The organism is Shewanella sp. 6_MG-2023 (genome assembly GCF_030547195.1).
Lineage (GTDB): Bacteria > Pseudomonadota > Gammaproteobacteria > Enterobacterales > Shewanellaceae > Shewanella.
This window is the reverse complement of sequence record NZ_JAUOQU010000008.1, coordinates 38989-54695: the sequence shown is the minus strand read 5'-3', so window position 1 is coordinate 54695 and position 15707 is coordinate 38989. Positions and strand designations below refer to the sequence as shown.

At 42.0% G+C, this 15707-nt stretch carries 15 protein-coding genes; all 15 read right to left on the bottom strand.

Annotated features, from left to right (window positions below; all coding sequences use genetic code 11):
* Positions 1 to 86: 86 nt before the first annotated feature.
* The 15 genes from Q4533_RS06695 to csrD all read right to left on the bottom strand — a co-directional run bounded on the left by Q4533_RS06695 (position 87) and on the right by csrD (position 15397).
* On the bottom strand, positions 87 to 557 hold the full coding sequence (locus Q4533_RS06695; protein ID WP_303502446.1) for a type II secretion system protein: 471 nt from the start codon (positions 555 to 557) through the stop codon (positions 87 to 89).
* A gap of 199 nt (positions 558 to 756) precedes the next feature.
* Entirely contained in the window at positions 757 to 1257 is a 501-nt protein-coding gene (locus tag Q4533_RS06690) for a type II secretion system protein (RefSeq protein ID WP_303502444.1), read from the bottom strand.
* A gap of 438 nt (positions 1258 to 1695) precedes the next feature.
* A complete protein-coding gene (locus tag Q4533_RS06685) occupies positions 1696 to 2205 on the bottom strand; it encodes a prepilin-type N-terminal cleavage/methylation domain-containing protein (RefSeq protein WP_303502443.1) in 510 nt (169 codons plus the stop codon).
* Between the two features lie 122 nt (positions 2206 to 2327).
* Positions 2328 to 2933, bottom strand: coding sequence for a prepilin-type N-terminal cleavage/methylation domain-containing protein (locus Q4533_RS06680; RefSeq protein WP_102440004.1), 606 nt, complete (start codon positions 2931 to 2933; stop codon positions 2328 to 2330).
* A 130-nt stretch (positions 2934 to 3063) separates the two neighbouring features.
* Complete coding sequence (locus tag Q4533_RS06675) at positions 3064 to 3582, bottom strand: MSHA biogenesis protein MshF (RefSeq protein ID WP_303446117.1); 519 nt, start codon at positions 3580 to 3582, stop codon at positions 3064 to 3066.
* A gap of 37 nt (positions 3583 to 3619) precedes the next feature.
* Complete coding sequence (locus Q4533_RS06670; protein ID WP_303502440.1) at positions 3620 to 4837, bottom strand: type II secretion system F family protein; 1218 nt, start codon at positions 4835 to 4837, stop codon at positions 3620 to 3622.
* 2 nt (positions 4838 to 4839) lie between these two features.
* Positions 4840 to 6594 carry a GspE/PulE family protein gene (locus tag Q4533_RS06665; RefSeq protein ID WP_102440007.1) on the bottom strand — a complete coding sequence of 585 codons (1755 nt, stop codon included), beginning with the start codon at positions 6592 to 6594 and terminating at the stop codon, positions 4840 to 4842.
* A complete protein-coding gene (locus Q4533_RS06660; RefSeq protein ID WP_102475450.1) occupies positions 6591 to 7886 on the bottom strand; it encodes a lipopolysaccharide assembly protein LapB in 1296 nt (431 codons plus the stop codon). Before Q4533_RS06660 ends, Q4533_RS06665 begins: the two co-directional genes overlap by 4 nt.
* Complete coding sequence (locus Q4533_RS06655; protein WP_303502438.1) at positions 7883 to 8815, bottom strand: ExeA family protein; 933 nt, start codon at positions 8813 to 8815, stop codon at positions 7883 to 7885. The genes Q4533_RS06660 and Q4533_RS06655 overlap by 4 nt, the downstream gene beginning before the upstream one ends.
* A gap of 23 nt (positions 8816 to 8838) precedes the next feature.
* Positions 8839 to 10515 carry a pilus (MSHA type) biogenesis protein MshL gene (gene mshL / locus Q4533_RS06650; protein WP_102440010.1) on the bottom strand — a complete coding sequence of 559 codons (1677 nt, stop codon included), beginning with the start codon at positions 10513 to 10515 and terminating at the stop codon, positions 8839 to 8841.
* A 13-nt stretch (positions 10516 to 10528) separates the two neighbouring features.
* Positions 10529 to 10840, bottom strand: a complete 312-nt coding sequence (locus Q4533_RS06645; protein ID WP_102440049.1) for an MSHA biogenesis protein MshK — start codon at positions 10838 to 10840, stop codon at positions 10529 to 10531.
* Between the two features lie 4 nt (positions 10841 to 10844).
* Positions 10845 to 11495 (bottom strand): MSHA biogenesis protein MshJ, encoded by a 651-nt coding sequence (locus tag Q4533_RS06640; RefSeq protein WP_102440011.1) that lies wholly within the window; start codon positions 11493 to 11495, stop codon positions 10845 to 10847.
* Entirely contained in the window at positions 11492 to 12094 is a 603-nt protein-coding gene (locus Q4533_RS06635; RefSeq protein WP_102475449.1) for a fimbrial assembly protein, read from the bottom strand. The genes Q4533_RS06640 and Q4533_RS06635 overlap by 4 nt, the downstream gene beginning before the upstream one ends.
* Positions 12091 to 13020 carry an MSHA biogenesis protein MshI gene (locus tag Q4533_RS06630; RefSeq protein WP_303502437.1) on the bottom strand — a complete coding sequence of 310 codons (930 nt, stop codon included), beginning with the start codon at positions 13018 to 13020 and terminating at the stop codon, positions 12091 to 12093. Before Q4533_RS06630 ends, Q4533_RS06635 begins: the two co-directional genes overlap by 4 nt.
* Before the next feature lie 454 nt (positions 13021 to 13474).
* On the bottom strand, positions 13475 to 15397 hold the full coding sequence (gene csrD / locus Q4533_RS06625) for an RNase E specificity factor CsrD (protein ID WP_102440014.1): 1923 nt from the start codon (positions 15395 to 15397) through the stop codon (positions 13475 to 13477).
* Between the last annotated feature and the right edge of the window lie 310 nt (positions 15398 to 15707).

The following is a 15707-nucleotide window of genomic DNA, read 5'->3' as shown; positions in this document are numbered from 1 at the left end:
TGTTAGCCAGTAAGCAGCTTACATACTGAAATACTGCCAATAAAAAAGCCTGCAACAGCAGGCTTTAGTTTTGAAGCGATTTCATACTAACAATCACTTGCTGCAGGTATAGCTGAAAATACTGGTAACTGGCCAGCTGAGCTTGGTTGCGTATAAAGTATTAAGCAAGTTACAGGCGCACCGACCTGAGTAATTGAAACCACCGTATCACCATTAAGTGAAACTGCAGCTTGAATATCCCAATCTGAAGATGATATGTCGACAGCTTTTTCAATTTCAGTTTCATCAGCAGCGATGTAACCAAATACTGTCGCGGCAACAATACCATTGCCTAAATCAACACTGCCAACAGCTTCTTTGTCCTGGCCAGCTAATGCCGCCTTTGAATATACAAGGCTATTAGCACCTTGAATCGCCGCTTTAACACCTTGCAGTGTAGAAACACGGGCATCACCTTGCAAATTGATAAATTTAGGCGCAGCGGTAACCGCTAAAATACCTAAAATAATGATGACTACCACTAATTCAATTAGCGTAAAACCTTGTTGTTTTTGCATTTGAAAACCTTCATTAAAATAGAACTACTACAGTCCGTATGAAACAATATTTATTGCTCACGAACTTATTCCTTTATCACAACAATTTTATCACCATTTAATATTAGCTGCGTGTTACGCAAAGCACATAAAGGCTTTTAAAACGGATATTTAGCCACAAAAAAAACCGCACTAAGCGGGCTTTTAGGTTTTCATTGCATTAGCAGTTGTCTGGATCAGTTACAGCTACATAAGTTGGAATCGTCGTTGGAGTTGCTTCTGTATAAGTGAATATACACGTATCGGGCGCACCTCTTTGATAAATAACAGCACTGCCAGCTGCTGGAGCAGTCCCTTCCGTCTCTGTAATAATCCAATCATTAGTTCCAGTATCCACTGCAGCAATATCGTCAAATGACACTTCTAATGCTTTCTCTAGTTCAGCTTTAGTCGCTTTCAGGTATCCATATTGTGTTGCAACAGTTACACCTGTACTGATGATTACGCTACCAGTAGCTTCTTTCTCTTCACCGGCTAACGCAGCTTTTGAATAAACTAAAGTGTTGCCACCTTGAAGTGCCCCCTTCATCCCGGCTAAAGCTGACACACGAGCATCACCTTGCAGGTTGATAAATTTAGGCGCTGCGGTCACCGCTAAAATACCTAAAATAATAATGACTACCACTAACTCAATTAAGGTAAAACCTTGTTGTTTTTGCATAAATACGACCTATAGATACGACAATATAAAATATGGATGCCTACGTTTTTTCCAAACTTACTGCGCTTGAGTCAAGCAAGGTAAGTGGCTAAGCAATGTTCTCGGTTTAATCCTTAATGGCGAGACTTGTTAAATAAACAACCTTTACCTAACAAGGGCGTCAATTATCTCACTTCGTCAAATTTCTGTCCCGCATGTCTCGGTATCAGTTTGTATCAATTATATTTAAAGCAGATAGCCTTGTTGCTTTTGCATAGATAATAACATTGAATAAAACCGAGCAGTTAAACCATAGAATCAACACCTTAGCAATTTATAGCCACAATTTTATCACTCCCCCATGGCCACCATGTGCCACCAAGATTACACAGCTGCAAATTATTTTCTTTTAAACACAAAAAAGCCTGCAGAAGCAGGCTTTTTTGATTTCAGTAACCTTTAGCAATCAGAAGCATCTGGCATTTCTGAAAATTCAGGTATTGCTGTCGCTGTTGCAGCTTTATATGTGAACTTACAATCTGAAGGTGCACCTGCTTGCCAGAAAGTACCAGTAGCTGCATCAAAAATCCAATCAGTTGTGATTGATGGACTCGCAGGATCTGTTCCTGCAGAAACACTTAATTCAACTGCTGTTTGAAAATTTAAAAGAGTGGCCGTTAAGTAACCATAATCTGTCGTGACTACTACATTATCGGCTGGATCTGTCGCAGCAACAAGTACGACGGACTCATCAGTTCCCTTCTCTAAACCTGCAAGTGCAGCTTTTGAGTACACTAGAGTATTTGCTCCTTGAATAGCACCTTTTAAGCCTTGTAGGGCAGAAACACGCGCATCACCCTGCAAATTAATAAATTTAGGCGCTGCGGTTACCGCTAAAATACCAAGAATGATAATAACTACTACTAGCTCAATTAATGTAAAACCTTGTTGCTTACGTTTGATTTGCATAATGTCGACCCTCTTTAAAAAATAAAATTTATGGCATTTACAACATTACTGAATAATCCTTATTCAGTAATTAACTGTTACTTCCTAGTGTGATCAAGGCTTTAGTTACCTTAATCATTAAACTAATCGTTACTAAAACTGAGTACTTGGCCTGTACCTGGATTATAAGTCACACCTTTTGCTCCAGCGGTATTTAAGCTCGGTGTTGGCGCCGGAACACCTGTATTGGTATTCAAGGTTAATGAAGCAATTTGATGATAGACACAAACATCAATACTTTGAACCACTGAGCCATCGATACCGGTAGCCGTTCCGCCAATACCCTTTTCAACTTTTACTGTGTAGCGTAAATCACGCGCGTCTTCAGTATAGATGTCGTTACGAGGGGCACTTTGCAGCACACTATTAAACACTTCCTGACACGTTAGGTCAGTCATTGCTGTAACGTCAGTATTTGTACTACCTGTCGGAAAACCAAAGCGAGTATCTAAAGAAACAACCGTGCCATCTAAAATCACAGATGTATTACGACGACCGTCAACTTCCCACTGGGCGCGAACAAAGCCCACCGCAGTCGCCAAACCACCGGCAACACCTTCGACACTGGCGTTTTGCGCATCTTCAGTGACATTTAAAAAACGTGGAATTGCGGTTGCCGCTAACAAGCCTAGAATGACAATAACAATAACCAGTTCGATTAAAGAAAAGCCTTGTTGCTTCATTTTCATATAAAATACCTCTATTGAGACTGACACCTGTTTTAATTGCAGTCTTATTACCTATTGTTAACCAGCTAAAGTTTATATGTAAACAAATTTTAGCACTTAATGTAGATTAAACACCTATATCGATTAAAATTTAATCTGACCCGGTAAAAATAACCCGCCCCGATGAAACCTGATAACTAATGCTACCACTTTGCGCTGTAGCGAAATGACAAATCTCTAATTCGGTTTGGTAATTTACCTTAACTCCCATATCTAGCAAGTTGCTTGCCATCAATTGTTGCCATAACTCAACACAACCCTGTGCGGAGGCGGATTTTAGCATTGGCCAGCCAAAAGTCGACATCAAAATAATATTATCCTCCCCAGCCAACTTATCATTTTTAAGTTGTTTAGCTGAACCTGACGCTAGGTTTTCCCAACTTAACTTCAAGCGCTGAGGCTTGCCCTGACTAAGCCACTGGCTTTTTACCATCGCCAGCACATACAGCAGCCGATTATGTTCTCGGTGGATACTTTGAGCGCCGATACTCTCGACGCTTGCAAAATGTTTCGCTCCGATAACAACCATAATCACGAGCACTAAGGTGATGCTGATAATACGGATATAGCTCTTAACCAAATTATTTTCTGATTGCTGTTGTTTTTGCATTATGCAATTAACTCAAACATTGTGGCGTTATGCATTGTTAGCCACCTTTGACCACATTGAGCATATCCCACATTGGCAGATAAATACCCAAGGCCAAAATTAATACAATGCCTGCTACAAAGCCAATTAAAATCGGCTCTAATTTGGCGGTTAAATTCTTTAAATCGTAATCCACTTCACCTTCATAAAAATCAGCAGCATCATTAAGTAATTTATCGATTTGACCGGTTTCTTCGCCTACTGCCACCATCTGCAGCACTAATGGTGTAAATAAACCACTGTGGTTTGACACCCTTAGCATTGATTCACCAGATTCAATTCCGCGGCGCATGGCAACAATACGGTCATGCATATAACTATTATCTACGGCATCTGCCACTAAACTGAGCGCTTGAGTCATAGGCACACCCGCTCCCAACATCATCGAGAAACTGCGGCAGTAGCGCGATAAGGTTGAGCGTTCAATGATTGAGCCCACCGCAGGAATATGTAATTTCCATTTGTCCCATTGTCGCTCACCTTTTTCGGTGTGATGCCAATATCGAATGCTGACAATAATGGCCACTAAAACCACTGTCATTACATGCCAATAATTAACAAATAAATTAGAGGTGTTAATTAAAATTTTAGTTGCCCACGGCAGTTCGGCGCCAAAACGGGAAAACATATCTGCAAACTTTGGAATAACCATGATGTTCAACACCACCATAGCGATAGTAATAGCGATCAATACGAATATCGGATAACGCATAGCTGACTTTATTCGGCGGCGAGTCTCTTGCTCTCGTTCGATATAGCCAGATAACTGAATAAAAGCATCTTCCAATTTACCGGTGTTTTCACCCACATGAACCATAGAGATAAAAAGCGAATCAAAAATATCTTGATGCTGATTCATGGCGGCAGATAAAGGGCGACCTGAGGTTAATTGCTCTGAAATATCATTAAGGGCATCTTTCATTCGTTGGGAATGCGTAGTTTCAGCCAAACCTGCAATAGCACGCAAAATTGGAATGCCAGAGCGAGTTAACGAATACATTTGCCGAGTAAAAATTTGTAGCTCTTCTAATGACACTTTTTGAGTAAAAATACCGCCAAGATTAAAAGGCTTGGTCGGTTTTACTTCACGCAGCTCAAGGGGAATAATGCCACGAGACATTAACGCATCTGCGGCGCTATTCTCGTTAGCTGACTCAATTAAGGCAGTAACGGCAGCGCCTTGGGAGTTTCGTCCTCGATACTGGAATGTCGGCATAATTAGACCCCTGAAGCAATATTATGCAGAGCGGGGGGCTCCATTCTCAGCTCACTGACATCTTCAACCAGTTTGGCTACCTCTTCTATGGTTGTCATGCCATTAAATAGATATTCAAATGCTGAGTCTGCCAGCGGCACAAAACTTGGGCTTTGCTTGGCGGCATGGGCAAAGTCTTGCGGGTTACCGGTGCGCATCGCATCCACCATGGCATCATCAAGCTCAAGAATTTCAAAAATACCTATACGACCACGGTAGCCGGAGCCATTACAGCTTTGACAACCTGTACCTACTTTAAAGTTGGCTTGGCTAGGATCTTTTTTGCTTACGGCGTTAATCCAGGCTAATTCGCCTGCTGTAGCTTGGTAATCAGTCGCACAGTTCGCACATACGCGGCGCACTAACCGCTGGGCAATAATCACCCTTAGCGCACTGGCAACTAGGTAACTGGCTGCACCCATATCGAGTAAACGTAGCGCACTGGTAATGGCATCATTGGTATGCAAGGTCGATAACACAAAGTGACCGGTTAATGCGCCTCGAAGGCCAATTTCGACGGTTTCTTGATCACGCATCTCACCCACCATGATGATATCGGGATCTTGACGTAAGGTGGTACGTAGTACATTGGAAAAATCTAAGCCTATCTTATGATTTACCTGTACTTGGTTAATCCGCGGCAATTGGTATTCCACCGGATCTTCAACGGTAATGATCTTAGTATCAGCTTTGTTCAACTCACTTAAAATGCCATACAAGGTGGTGGTTTTACCGCTACCAGTTGGCCCTGTAACTAACAGCATGCCGTGAGGTCGCTTAATCTGTTTACGAATGCGCTGCAAAATATGGTCCGGCATACCGGTTTCATTCAACGTCAGTAAGCCTGCTGATTGATCCAATAAACGCATTACCACCGACTCACCATGATAAATCGGCATGGTAGACATACGTATATCAATTTTGTGGCCTTTTACCTCTATATTAAAACGGCCATCTTGTGGCATACGCTTTTCAGAGATATCAAGTCCAGCCATTAGCTTTAAACGCAGTACTAATGCTGAGGCAATATTGACTTCATCTAAGGTGTTTTCATGTAACTGACCATCGATACGCTGACGAATACGCAGTACTTTTTCACCGGGTTCAATATGAATATCCGAGGCACGCATTTGCACAGCATCTTCAAAAATCGACTGTAATAATTTAACCACTGTGGTTTCATTATCACTGTCACTGTTGGTGATACTGGCCAAGTCGAACATGTCATCTGCGGCATATTCTTCTTCTAATTCACCCGCGATTTTTGCAATTTCATCGGTGCGTCGATAGAGGTTATCGAAGGCATCCAGTAACTGTCGCTCTGGCGTCACCGCAATGGTCAATTTTTTCGGTGCTACAAACACTTCAAGGTGATCGATTGCTTGTAAATCAGCAGGATCGCTCATCGCCAAGGTCACGCTGTCAGCGGTGGCTTCAACGACTAAGGCGCGATACCGGCGCGCCTGTACTTCAGGGATCAAACTGACCACTTCAGCAGGAATAGAAAGACGACTGATATCTAAATAAGGCAGATTAAGCTGCTGGGATAAAAACTTCAGTAATTGATCTTCAGTAATACAGTTAAGATCAATTAAGGTACGACCGAGTTTTTTACCGGAATTACGCTGCTCCGCTAAAGCCTGCATTAACTGATCGTTTGAAATAATGTGTTCTTGAACTAGTAGATCGCCCAAACGCATTTTCAATTTAGGTTTCATTGGCTACCTCCTAGTTGAATTAAACGCTGCTCTATATAAGTCATAGCACCCGTTGATAAACCTCGATATGACATCGCTTTTCGATAAGCATCTGCCGCCTGAGGGTATTGTTGTTGTGAATCTAACGCATAAGCTAAGCCCATCCACCAGCGCGCTTGCGAGGGTTCAATGGAAAGTAATGAGCGATAAGCCGCTTCTGCCAGTGCAAATTGACCTTCTTGTTGTGCAATATCACTTTGTAACATCCACTTGTCTCTGGCCCATTCGCTGTTATCGTCTATCTCACTCAAGGTATTGAGCGCTTTATTGGGACTAAACGCGGCGATTTGCACTTTTGCCTTTAAGATGGCTAATTCAACCTCTTCAGGAAAAAGGCTCACCCCTTGGGCTAAAATTTGCTCGGCTCTGCCTAAGTTATTGACTGAGTAATACAGCGCGGCGAGTTGCTTTCTTGCTTGATGCATAGAAGGCTGCAGTACTAAAGCTTCATAATAATTTTTAATCGCTTGATCAATTTTTTGCTGCTGCTCAGCCACTTCTGCTGCGTCGAATTTTTTCTTCGCTAATTGTTCATTAGTTAAGGTCACTTCTTTAACCGCCATGTGACCTTTTTGATTTACATTGGCCACGGTTGCACTGCTGCTTGAACGGCGATGTTGGGCAAAATGCACTTTTACATCCGCCGTTTTATCAGCCACTTTGACGGCTTCAGGCTCAACCAGCGTTTGGTGTTGTGTTACTGCCTTAGCTTCTGCGCTGAGGCTTGCTGGCTCACTAACGACTATGTCTTGTTGCTCAGCTAACGCTACATTTACTAGCTCTACATTTGCTAGCTTTGATTGCTGGTTAGCATCAGTTTCATTTAGCTTACTTTTATTTAGATCACTTTCTTTTAGCTCAGCGCCTGCAAGCTGATCCGAGGCTTTAATCTCAGCCTCAGTAATATTATTCTCAGTCTCTTGCTGCGCTATGGTTACCTTCGCACTGGCATTGCTAGTATCAGCCTTAGACTGAAGATTATGCTCAGCCAAAGGCTGCAGGTTTTGTAATTGCTTACCTTGTTGATAAAGCATGAAGCCTAATATCAACATGGTAATTATCATCACCAGCGCGATGAATAAGCCTCGGTTCGCCCCCATTGCTGAGCCAGATGTTGATTCTGGTTGCAACTGACTGTGGAATTGCACTTTGGGAGTAACAAAAGCCTCAGTCGTATTGGCAGCGCCATTTTCATCTACTGCGGTTTGCTGGCGCTTATCTAAATCTTTTAAAACTTTATTTATTACGCTCATATTGACTCACTTAAAACAGCTAACCAGTCAACATCGACAATATATAAACATGTCAGTGATGCGCTAATAATTAATATAAAAAATACCCAAGCATTTATGGTATTGCTGGGTGATAGATGTGTGGCATCTTCAGTATCGGCAATGGCTGCGCGGCAATGTGATGTGCTTATTTGCGCTCGCCCTTCTGCATAACACAGCAACATGGCTTTATTAGCAATTACATTAACTAACCGTGGTATGCCTCTTGCCGCTTGGGCGATTAATTTAATGTCTTTATCACTAAACAAACCTTTGCCTTGGTAGCCTGCAACACTTAAGCGATAATTAAGGTACGCTTTAATTTCATCCCATACTAATGGCCTAAGGCTATAACTAAAGGTGATCCGCTGTTTTAGCTGCCGTATTGCTGGGTCTTGTAAGCGCTTATCTAGTTCTGGCTGACCAAACAACACCACTTGAATTAACTTGGCGCTTTCAGTTTCTAAATTGGTAAATAGCCGCAGCGTTTCTAAACTGTTATTAGGTAAGGCTTGAGCTTCATCGAGCACCAGAATCACTTTAAAGCCTTGGCTGTTGAGCTCAAGTAAACGGCTTTGAATTAAGCTGGTAAGTTGCTGCTGATTGAGGTTTTCAGTTAATAAAACCCCGAGCTCCGCCGCTAACGCCCAACGAAGCTCGTCAGGGGTTAAATAAGGGTTCGGTACATATGCGCAGTGATAATTAGTCGGTAAATCGTTCATCAGCTTACGACAAATCAGCGTTTTACCTGTCCCTACCTCACCAGTTACTTTAATAAAGCCTTCACCATTAACGATGGCAGTTTGCAGCACTTGTAACGCCTCCACATGGGGCGTCAAACCAAAGAAAAACTGTGTATTTGGCGTAAGCGTAAACGGTAACTGACTCAGGCCAAAGTGCTGCTGATACATAATGTTTGCTCGTGCTTACATCGCTATTCTTGCTCTGGGTACCAACGATCTAACAGGTCTTTTGAACGTTTTAGCTCATTGGTCCAGGTGTCTGCGCCAACAACCGTAGGCTTAAGCATAATGATAAGCTCGGTTTTTTTGGTTGATTTACTGCGGTTGGTAAATGCTTCCCCTAAGAAAGGAATATCACCCAGTAGCGGCACTCTAGAGACGATTTCAATATTCTCGCTCTTCATTAGGCCACCGATCACCACCACATCACCTGATGACGCTTTTATCACAGTGTCAGATTCACGGATTTCACTTTGTGCTAATGGCAGCTCTAATGATGAGCCACTCACTTTAATTTCTTTGATTTGCTCAGACACATCAATCACTGATGGATGAACATGCAACAAGACATTGCCTTCACCATCAATTTGCGGGGTCACATCTAAGGCTATCCCCGAAAAAAATGGCGTGAGTTCAACTTGCGGCGTGGTCACTGGCGTTGTTCCTGCAACCGTGGTTGATGATACGTCAGTAACAAAGTACTCATCATTACCCACTTTGATCACTGCTTTTTGGTTGTTAGATGCGGTCACCCGAGGGCTTGAAAGTACATCTACATCCCCTTGGGTATCCAGCAGGCTTATCATGGTGCTAAAGTCGGTACCGGTTAAGCTGACAGAGGTCACCCCACCTATCACATTAGTAATTTGATCGCTTAAGCCATTACCCGGTGAAGTGCCAAAACTAATGTCTGTGCTACCTGCATGGCCTAATACGTTATCCCATTGAATACCTTGCTGATAACCATCAGATAAGGTCACTTCTAAAATCTTGGCTTCCAGAATAACCTGACGCTGTAAGTGGGTTTCTGCAATATTTAAAAAGGTGCTGACTTGGCGTAGCTCGTTTGGAAAAGCCCTCACAGTTACTAAGCCAGCTTGAGGGGTAATCACCACTTGGCGTCCACCACCGGTATCGCCAATAATTGATACTAAGGTTTTTTCTAGCTCACCCCAAAAATTTGACTTGGTGGTCGAGCGAATAAAGGTGCCGTTGGTATTATCGTTACCATCGTTATTGCTATTATTACTGCTGTTATTTGAGCTATTGCTATTACTGTTATTTGAACTATTGCTGTTTGAATTAGAGTTTGAGTTGTCATTACTATCTGAGATACGGCCAGAACTGACAGAGGTTAGTGATAAGCCTTCACGTTCCATATAAATATAATTTAACGGATAGGTTTCAGTGCGCATGCCCGCTGGGAAGATCCGTAAAATACGGCCATCTTGGCTAACTTCATAACCATAAATGTCTTCAATCACTTTAATCACTTCAGAAAGCGTCACGCCATTGAGCGATACAGAAATAGAGCCCGTCACATCAGGATGCACCGCCACACTTAAAGGGGTGCCTTGGACTAAACTTGGGAAAAACACTTTTGCATCAACATCGTTAGCAGACACATCAAAGCGGCGCTCAGTCGGTAAAGATGCACTGGTTCTGCCAAGGGAACTTGAACCATTTAATTCACGCTGCACATCTTCAGGCATTTGCGCTGGCGGCGGGACAATATTTTGCGCCGCTTGTGCTTGCTCAAGAGATTGACTCAGCTCACTTTTAGACGTGGTTGGATCGGGTCTGTCTGTGGTTTGACAACCTAGCAAACATAGAGATAGCAGAGGGGTTATATACTTAATTACATTCATTGTTATTGATTTCCTATCGCTCTGTTATCGATTGAAATAGCGTTAATTTTCTGCCATCAGCTAAATTAACGTATTGCTTTCCAATATATTCAATTCGTACCCCTTCGACGCGATCACCAACAAAAAATATTTTGTTGTTAATCACCGCATGGGGTTTATTACTATGCATTATGCTATTAAGTACTAATGAGCCCGGACGATTAACTTGAGTCGATGACACTGCGTAGCCTTTGCCTGGTAGTGTCGGATCTCTCAATGCTTTTGCAAAACTTAAGCTACTGAATAGCAAAAAGCTTAGGCTGATAGCACAGGTGATTATGAGTATCTGCTTATTGTGCAACACTAATAAACTCCTTATTAATACTTAAGGTATAAAGCTCTATTTCTACTGTGGCATTGGGGTGTTGCTCAACATGGTAATCGAGACGCTTCCAATATAATTTGTCTGGCATCGCTTCAATGGACTGAATAAATTTTAAAATAGCAAAATAGCGCCCTTCTAGGGTCAAGCGAATACCATGGCTATATAAGTTCATTTTGTCTTCTTCGCCCACCTCAATAAGTGGCTGCGGGGCGATAGAGGAAAATGACACTAACTTCACATCGTTAATATTACCCAGCAAAGTGGTTAATACTGTCGGCATATAATTGGCTGGCACCATGGAGATCATCTGGCTTTCTAAATTGGCATCCATCTGCTGATTTTGCTGCTCAATCATGGTCAATCTATTGCGATAATCGCTATTAGGATCCATGGCTAATCGCTGCTGATAAAGCGCAATTTGTTGCTCTGAAATATCATTTTCAGATTCAATTTGCGTGACTTGATGTGACAGCTTTAATCTTTCTTTCCAGATAGTTTCAACCGGAATATAAAGCAGCATTGCGACAACAATTATGCTGGCAAGGGCAATCAATACTCTTTCGCGCTGACTAAGCTCATTAAACTGAGTGGCGAGTTTTTGCCATGTTTGCTTCATTGCTTCGCCCCCTGTTCAGCAGTGCTCGCCAACTTAAACGCCAAAGGCTGGTTTTCGCCTCTATCCATTGTCATGGTGGCAAAGGCATAACCTTTAAGGGTTTCAGTGGTTTTTAATCGCTCAACCCATAGCGGAATGCTCTGGGGGTGAGAGCCAAAACCTTCAAATTCAAAATATTGCTGATTAATCACGATACGGTTTAGCCACACAGAACTATCAGATACAGAGGCAAGATCGGTGAGCAGGCCTGCGTAGCCATGACTTATCATGTTATCTCGTTGTTTTATTTCATCTGATAATAATTGCTTTAACTCTAGACGTTGCTGCTCAAGCTCGACTTTAGCAACTAAATCCGCATCCGGTTGACGGGTGGATAATTGCAGCTCTAACGCCGCTTTTTGGTTGTCTAATTGCAACTTTTGCTTTGATAATGCGCCGTGCTGACTGGCAAGAGTCGACTCCAACCAAAAACCAACACCCCAGGCGATAAGGCTGAGCACAACTACGGCGGCAACCGCCAGCATCATGCGCTCAAAAGATAGCCTTAACTTGGCGGGCAATAAGTCTACGCTAAACAGGTTAACCGTGGTTTTGATCACTTAACACCTCCAGCGAGTTGCGCATATGCCATGGCGGCAAAATGACCATTTACTGAGTCGTGTGAGATCACACTGACCGTTTGATTAAAGTTTTGTGCAACCAAAGGCACCAAGGCTTGGGATTCACCACTGATAAGTAAATTAATCGAATGAACTGGCGCTTGGCGTAATTGGCTCTCGAAGTAATCCATTGAGCGTTGGATTTCTAAACTCAAATTATCGGCTAATCCATATTGTAAGTCTTGGGCACTGGCGCTATCTATTTGACTGAAACCGCGCACTCGGCGCTGCATTAATAGCTCGCCTTGCTTAACCACGGTTAATAGCAACTCTTGCCCTGATACATGACTAACAATCATGTGGGCGGACTCATCGTCAAATAAGTGGGTCATGGCAAGTTCTTCAATGCTGATGCCGCTAATGACAAAACCATGATGCTCACAAGCTTGTGCCAATTGTGACAGCTGCGCTTTATTAGCTACCACCACATTAATTTTTCCGGATGTATTTAATGAAGACTCAAAGTAATCTAATTGAATGTTGCCAACAGGCTCTGAAACTAAATCTTTAACCGACCACAATAGCGCCTGAGTTAACTCTTGTGCTTGTACATTGGGTTTGTCGGCAGTGACTAACTGATAAAAGGCTTCGCTCAAAACAATTTGAAGCTTAGCTGCACCAAATTCTTGCTGTAGCATTTCAAAGGCTTTTGAGTAATTATCGCCATTAAAAGCGATTTGATGAATAACACTGTTTTTAGCCGAGTTTGCAAAGGGTTTTGTTTTTGAATCAGTTTGTTGTTCAGCATTGCTGACAATATTAGTCTGAAAAACTGAAATCGTATCCGCGCCAAGGTATAAGCCTAACTCTGTAGTAGGCTGAGGCTTGCACCAAAAAGCTAATGTGTTCAAAAAACCATTTTTCATTCAAAACCCTGTGCTTCAATGACTCGCAAATGTAATGACATAGAAAAGCAACTCTACGCAGCCAAAATCAAACCAATTATACAACATCAAAATAGCGCACTTACCGAGATGTCATAACGACTATAGCCAACTAAGACTAAAAAAGTGTCAAAAAAATAACGAGTGTCATTTTAACCTCTAGTCCCTTAATTTTATAGGGTAATATTTGGCTAATTTTCCATTATACATAAGATAGGTTGTTAAACGAAGATATACAAGTTTCACACTTGTTCATCAAACATGCTATCACTGTTAAATGTGCTAAAATCTGCTGAGTAAATGGCCAAAATCTATCATTGCTCCCAGAACGGCTACCGATAACGACCCACTATGAGTCGTTACTGATACAGTAAGATACAATTATTGTACCAATTTATAGCAAAACGCTTTTAAGCTAGCCCAAACAAGGTCAATACTAATGGTTAAAAAAGTCACCTTGGGCGGCACTAACACCGAGAATTTTTAAAGTTTGCCACTCTTCAAAACTGCTGACACCTTCAGCAAATACCTGCACTTCAGCGCGATATAAGCCACCAATTAAGCTACGAATAAACAATTGGTTTTCTGACTTTAAATGGATTTGGTGAATAATAGAGCGATGCAATTTTACTAAGTCAAAATGACACTCTTGAATATAGTGAGTGCCCACAACTTGCAAGCCCACATGGTCAACACACAACCTGGCTCCTATTTTGCGAAGCATTTCGAGCGTGGCTACCAAGTCTTGTTGATGTTTGACCACAATATTTTCAGCCACTTCAAAAGTAAGCCTTGATGCTAAAGGGCGATGCTCAAGTAATGTGGTTTGTAGCCAGCGCGTAAAAGCGCGACTGGTTAGCGAATCGAGGCTTAAATTAACACTAAAATGCTGTTGGTTATTAGCCATTAGCTCAAACAATACAGTTTCAATTAATTGCCGCTCAATTTGCGGCATCAAGCCACATTTGTTGGCCATAGGTATAAATAACGTCGCCCTAACCTCATTACCTTGATTATCAATAGCCCGGCTAAAGACTTCCTGATGACAAGTTGCGCCATCGCTATCAATCACTTTTTTAGTAACAGTCACAAAGCGGCGGTTAACTAAGGTGCTTTCTAAGAAACTGCGCCAACGCACCGATCCTTTGGCGATCTCTTTATCCACAGCGCCTTTGTCATACATAAACCAGTTATTATTTCGTTGCAATTGCGCTGCTTTCAAGGCCATTTCAACTTCTTCAACGATCTGCTGCTGCTGATCGCCAGCCTTATAAAAGGCCGCCCCCAAATGAATATAGTTATCTTGAGAGTCAGACTGATTTTGTAATTGGCTAATGCCAATTTTAAGCAGTTTGCCGGCTAAACTGTCCGCTTCAGCAAGGGAAAGTTGCGGCGCTACCACGACAAATTGATTAAAACTGTAGCGAGCAAAAATGGACTCTTCAAATCTCACCAGCAACCTTTGTACAGCTTGCACTAAGTCATTAAGCTGCTCATTCACTTCTTCAACACCATGTTGTTGCTGCAATAAATCTAAGTCGTCAAAGTTCATCAGCACCACTACTCCATGAGCAATCATGGTTTCTTGGTGCGTTAACGCCTCCAAACGGTTTTCAAAAAATATGCGGTTACCAATGCGGGTGCTGGGATCCAAAAAGGTATTCGAGCGAATAAACTGATCAAAACGGCCACGCTCTTTTTGGGCATCTTGCAGTTGCACAAGTAACTTTGTCATGGCACGGTTAATCAGTCGTGGTCTGGCCTTAGCCGCATATTGCAATGCTTGTTGATGCTCTCCATCCAAAATCAAATGACTACGCTGAGCAATATGTTCAATGCCGTCTAACTCTTCAGTAAACCAGCGCAATCCAAAACGGACAAACAGTCCAATGGCGCTTAAAGCAATAAACAAGCTGATATATTCATACCACCCCAATTGTTGTACTAGATAAGGCTGAGGCAAATTTAGCTCCATCGCTAAATTAGACGACTTATCAAGCGTATGCTTATATAGAGTGGGATATTGATCTGCCGTAGGGGAGTAATACTCAAATAAAATATCATCACCACGGGTCAACTTAAATGAATTGGCGTTAAAAGCCATCAGCATAGGCGGTAGCCATGCATGTAAATCCCACTGATACTTGGGTTGGCTCTTGGATTGGTTTGCGGATTGGCTCTTAGATTGATAGTGTTCAACTAACATCAACCCTAACTTATCGACTTTTTGCTGCTGAAATTTATAGGTCAGTTGCGTGAAACTGACCATAGCACCCACCAAAAAAATAAAGCCCACAGCCGTGAGCGATAACAGCCAAAAACTGATCAGCTTTTTGGTTAGCATTTTCGTTAATTTCATTTATCAGCATCCTGCTTAAACACAGCACTCAAGGGGAATTAGTTATTGTTATTTTATTGCGAGTACATTTTTATTATTAGAGAAATAGTTTAGAAAAATAATATTAAAATCACATGTTCAGTTTATGCTAAACGCGTTTACTTTATACTAATAGTCTCGCCTTATATTGAACGCGTCATACTATCACTTGTTTAATAAAAAAATGCTGTCGCAGTTTTAAAAAAGTGAGCTTAGGCTTAATAATCTTATTTAGCTATATTATCTGCTGCAATCTTGCAAAAATAATAGTGACATTTACTCAGCATCATTT

Bases quoted from the DNA above. Each gene is read 5' to 3' on its own strand.
- Q4533_RS06660 (WP_102475450.1), bottom strand. From the start codon at position 7,886: ATGAGCGTAATAAATAAAGTTTTAAAAGATTTAGATAAGCGCCAGCAA.
- Q4533_RS06665 (WP_102440007.1), bottom strand. From the start codon at position 6,594: ATGAAACCTAAATTGAAAATGCGTTTGGGCGATCTACTAGTTCAAGAA.
- Q4533_RS06640 (WP_102440011.1), bottom strand. From the start codon at position 11,495: ATGAAGCAAACATGGCAAAAACTCGCCACTCAGTTTAATGAGCTTAGT.
- Q4533_RS06695 (WP_303502446.1), bottom strand. From the start codon at position 557: ATGCAAAAACAACAAGGTTTTACGCTAATTGAATTAGTGGTAGTCATC.
- Q4533_RS06655 (WP_303502438.1), bottom strand. From the start codon at position 8,815: ATGTATCAGCAGCACTTTGGCCTGAGTCAGTTACCGTTTACGCTTACG.
- csrD (WP_102440014.1), bottom strand. From the start codon at position 15,397: ATGAAATTAACGAAAATGCTAACCAAAAAGCTGATCAGTTTTTGGCTG.
- Q4533_RS06670 (WP_303502440.1), bottom strand. From the start codon at position 4,837: ATGCCGACATTCCAGTATCGAGGACGAAACTCCCAAGGCGCTGCCGTT.
- Q4533_RS06690 (WP_303502444.1), bottom strand. From the start codon at position 1,257: ATGCAAAAACAACAAGGTTTTACCTTAATTGAGTTAGTGGTAGTCATT.
- Q4533_RS06675 (WP_303446117.1), bottom strand. From the start codon at position 3,582: ATGCAAAAACAACAGCAATCAGAAAATAATTTGGTTAAGAGCTATATC.
- Q4533_RS06685 (WP_303502443.1), bottom strand. From the start codon at position 2,205: ATGCAAATCAAACGTAAGCAACAAGGTTTTACATTAATTGAGCTAGTA.
- mshL (WP_102440010.1), bottom strand. From the start codon at position 10,515: ATGAATGTAATTAAGTATATAACCCCTCTGCTATCTCTATGTTTGCTA.
- Q4533_RS06680 (WP_102440004.1), bottom strand. From the start codon at position 2,933: ATGAAAATGAAGCAACAAGGCTTTTCTTTAATCGAACTGGTTATTGTT.
- Q4533_RS06630 (WP_303502437.1), bottom strand. From the start codon at position 13,020: ATGAAAAATGGTTTTTTGAACACATTAGCTTTTTGGTGCAAGCCTCAG.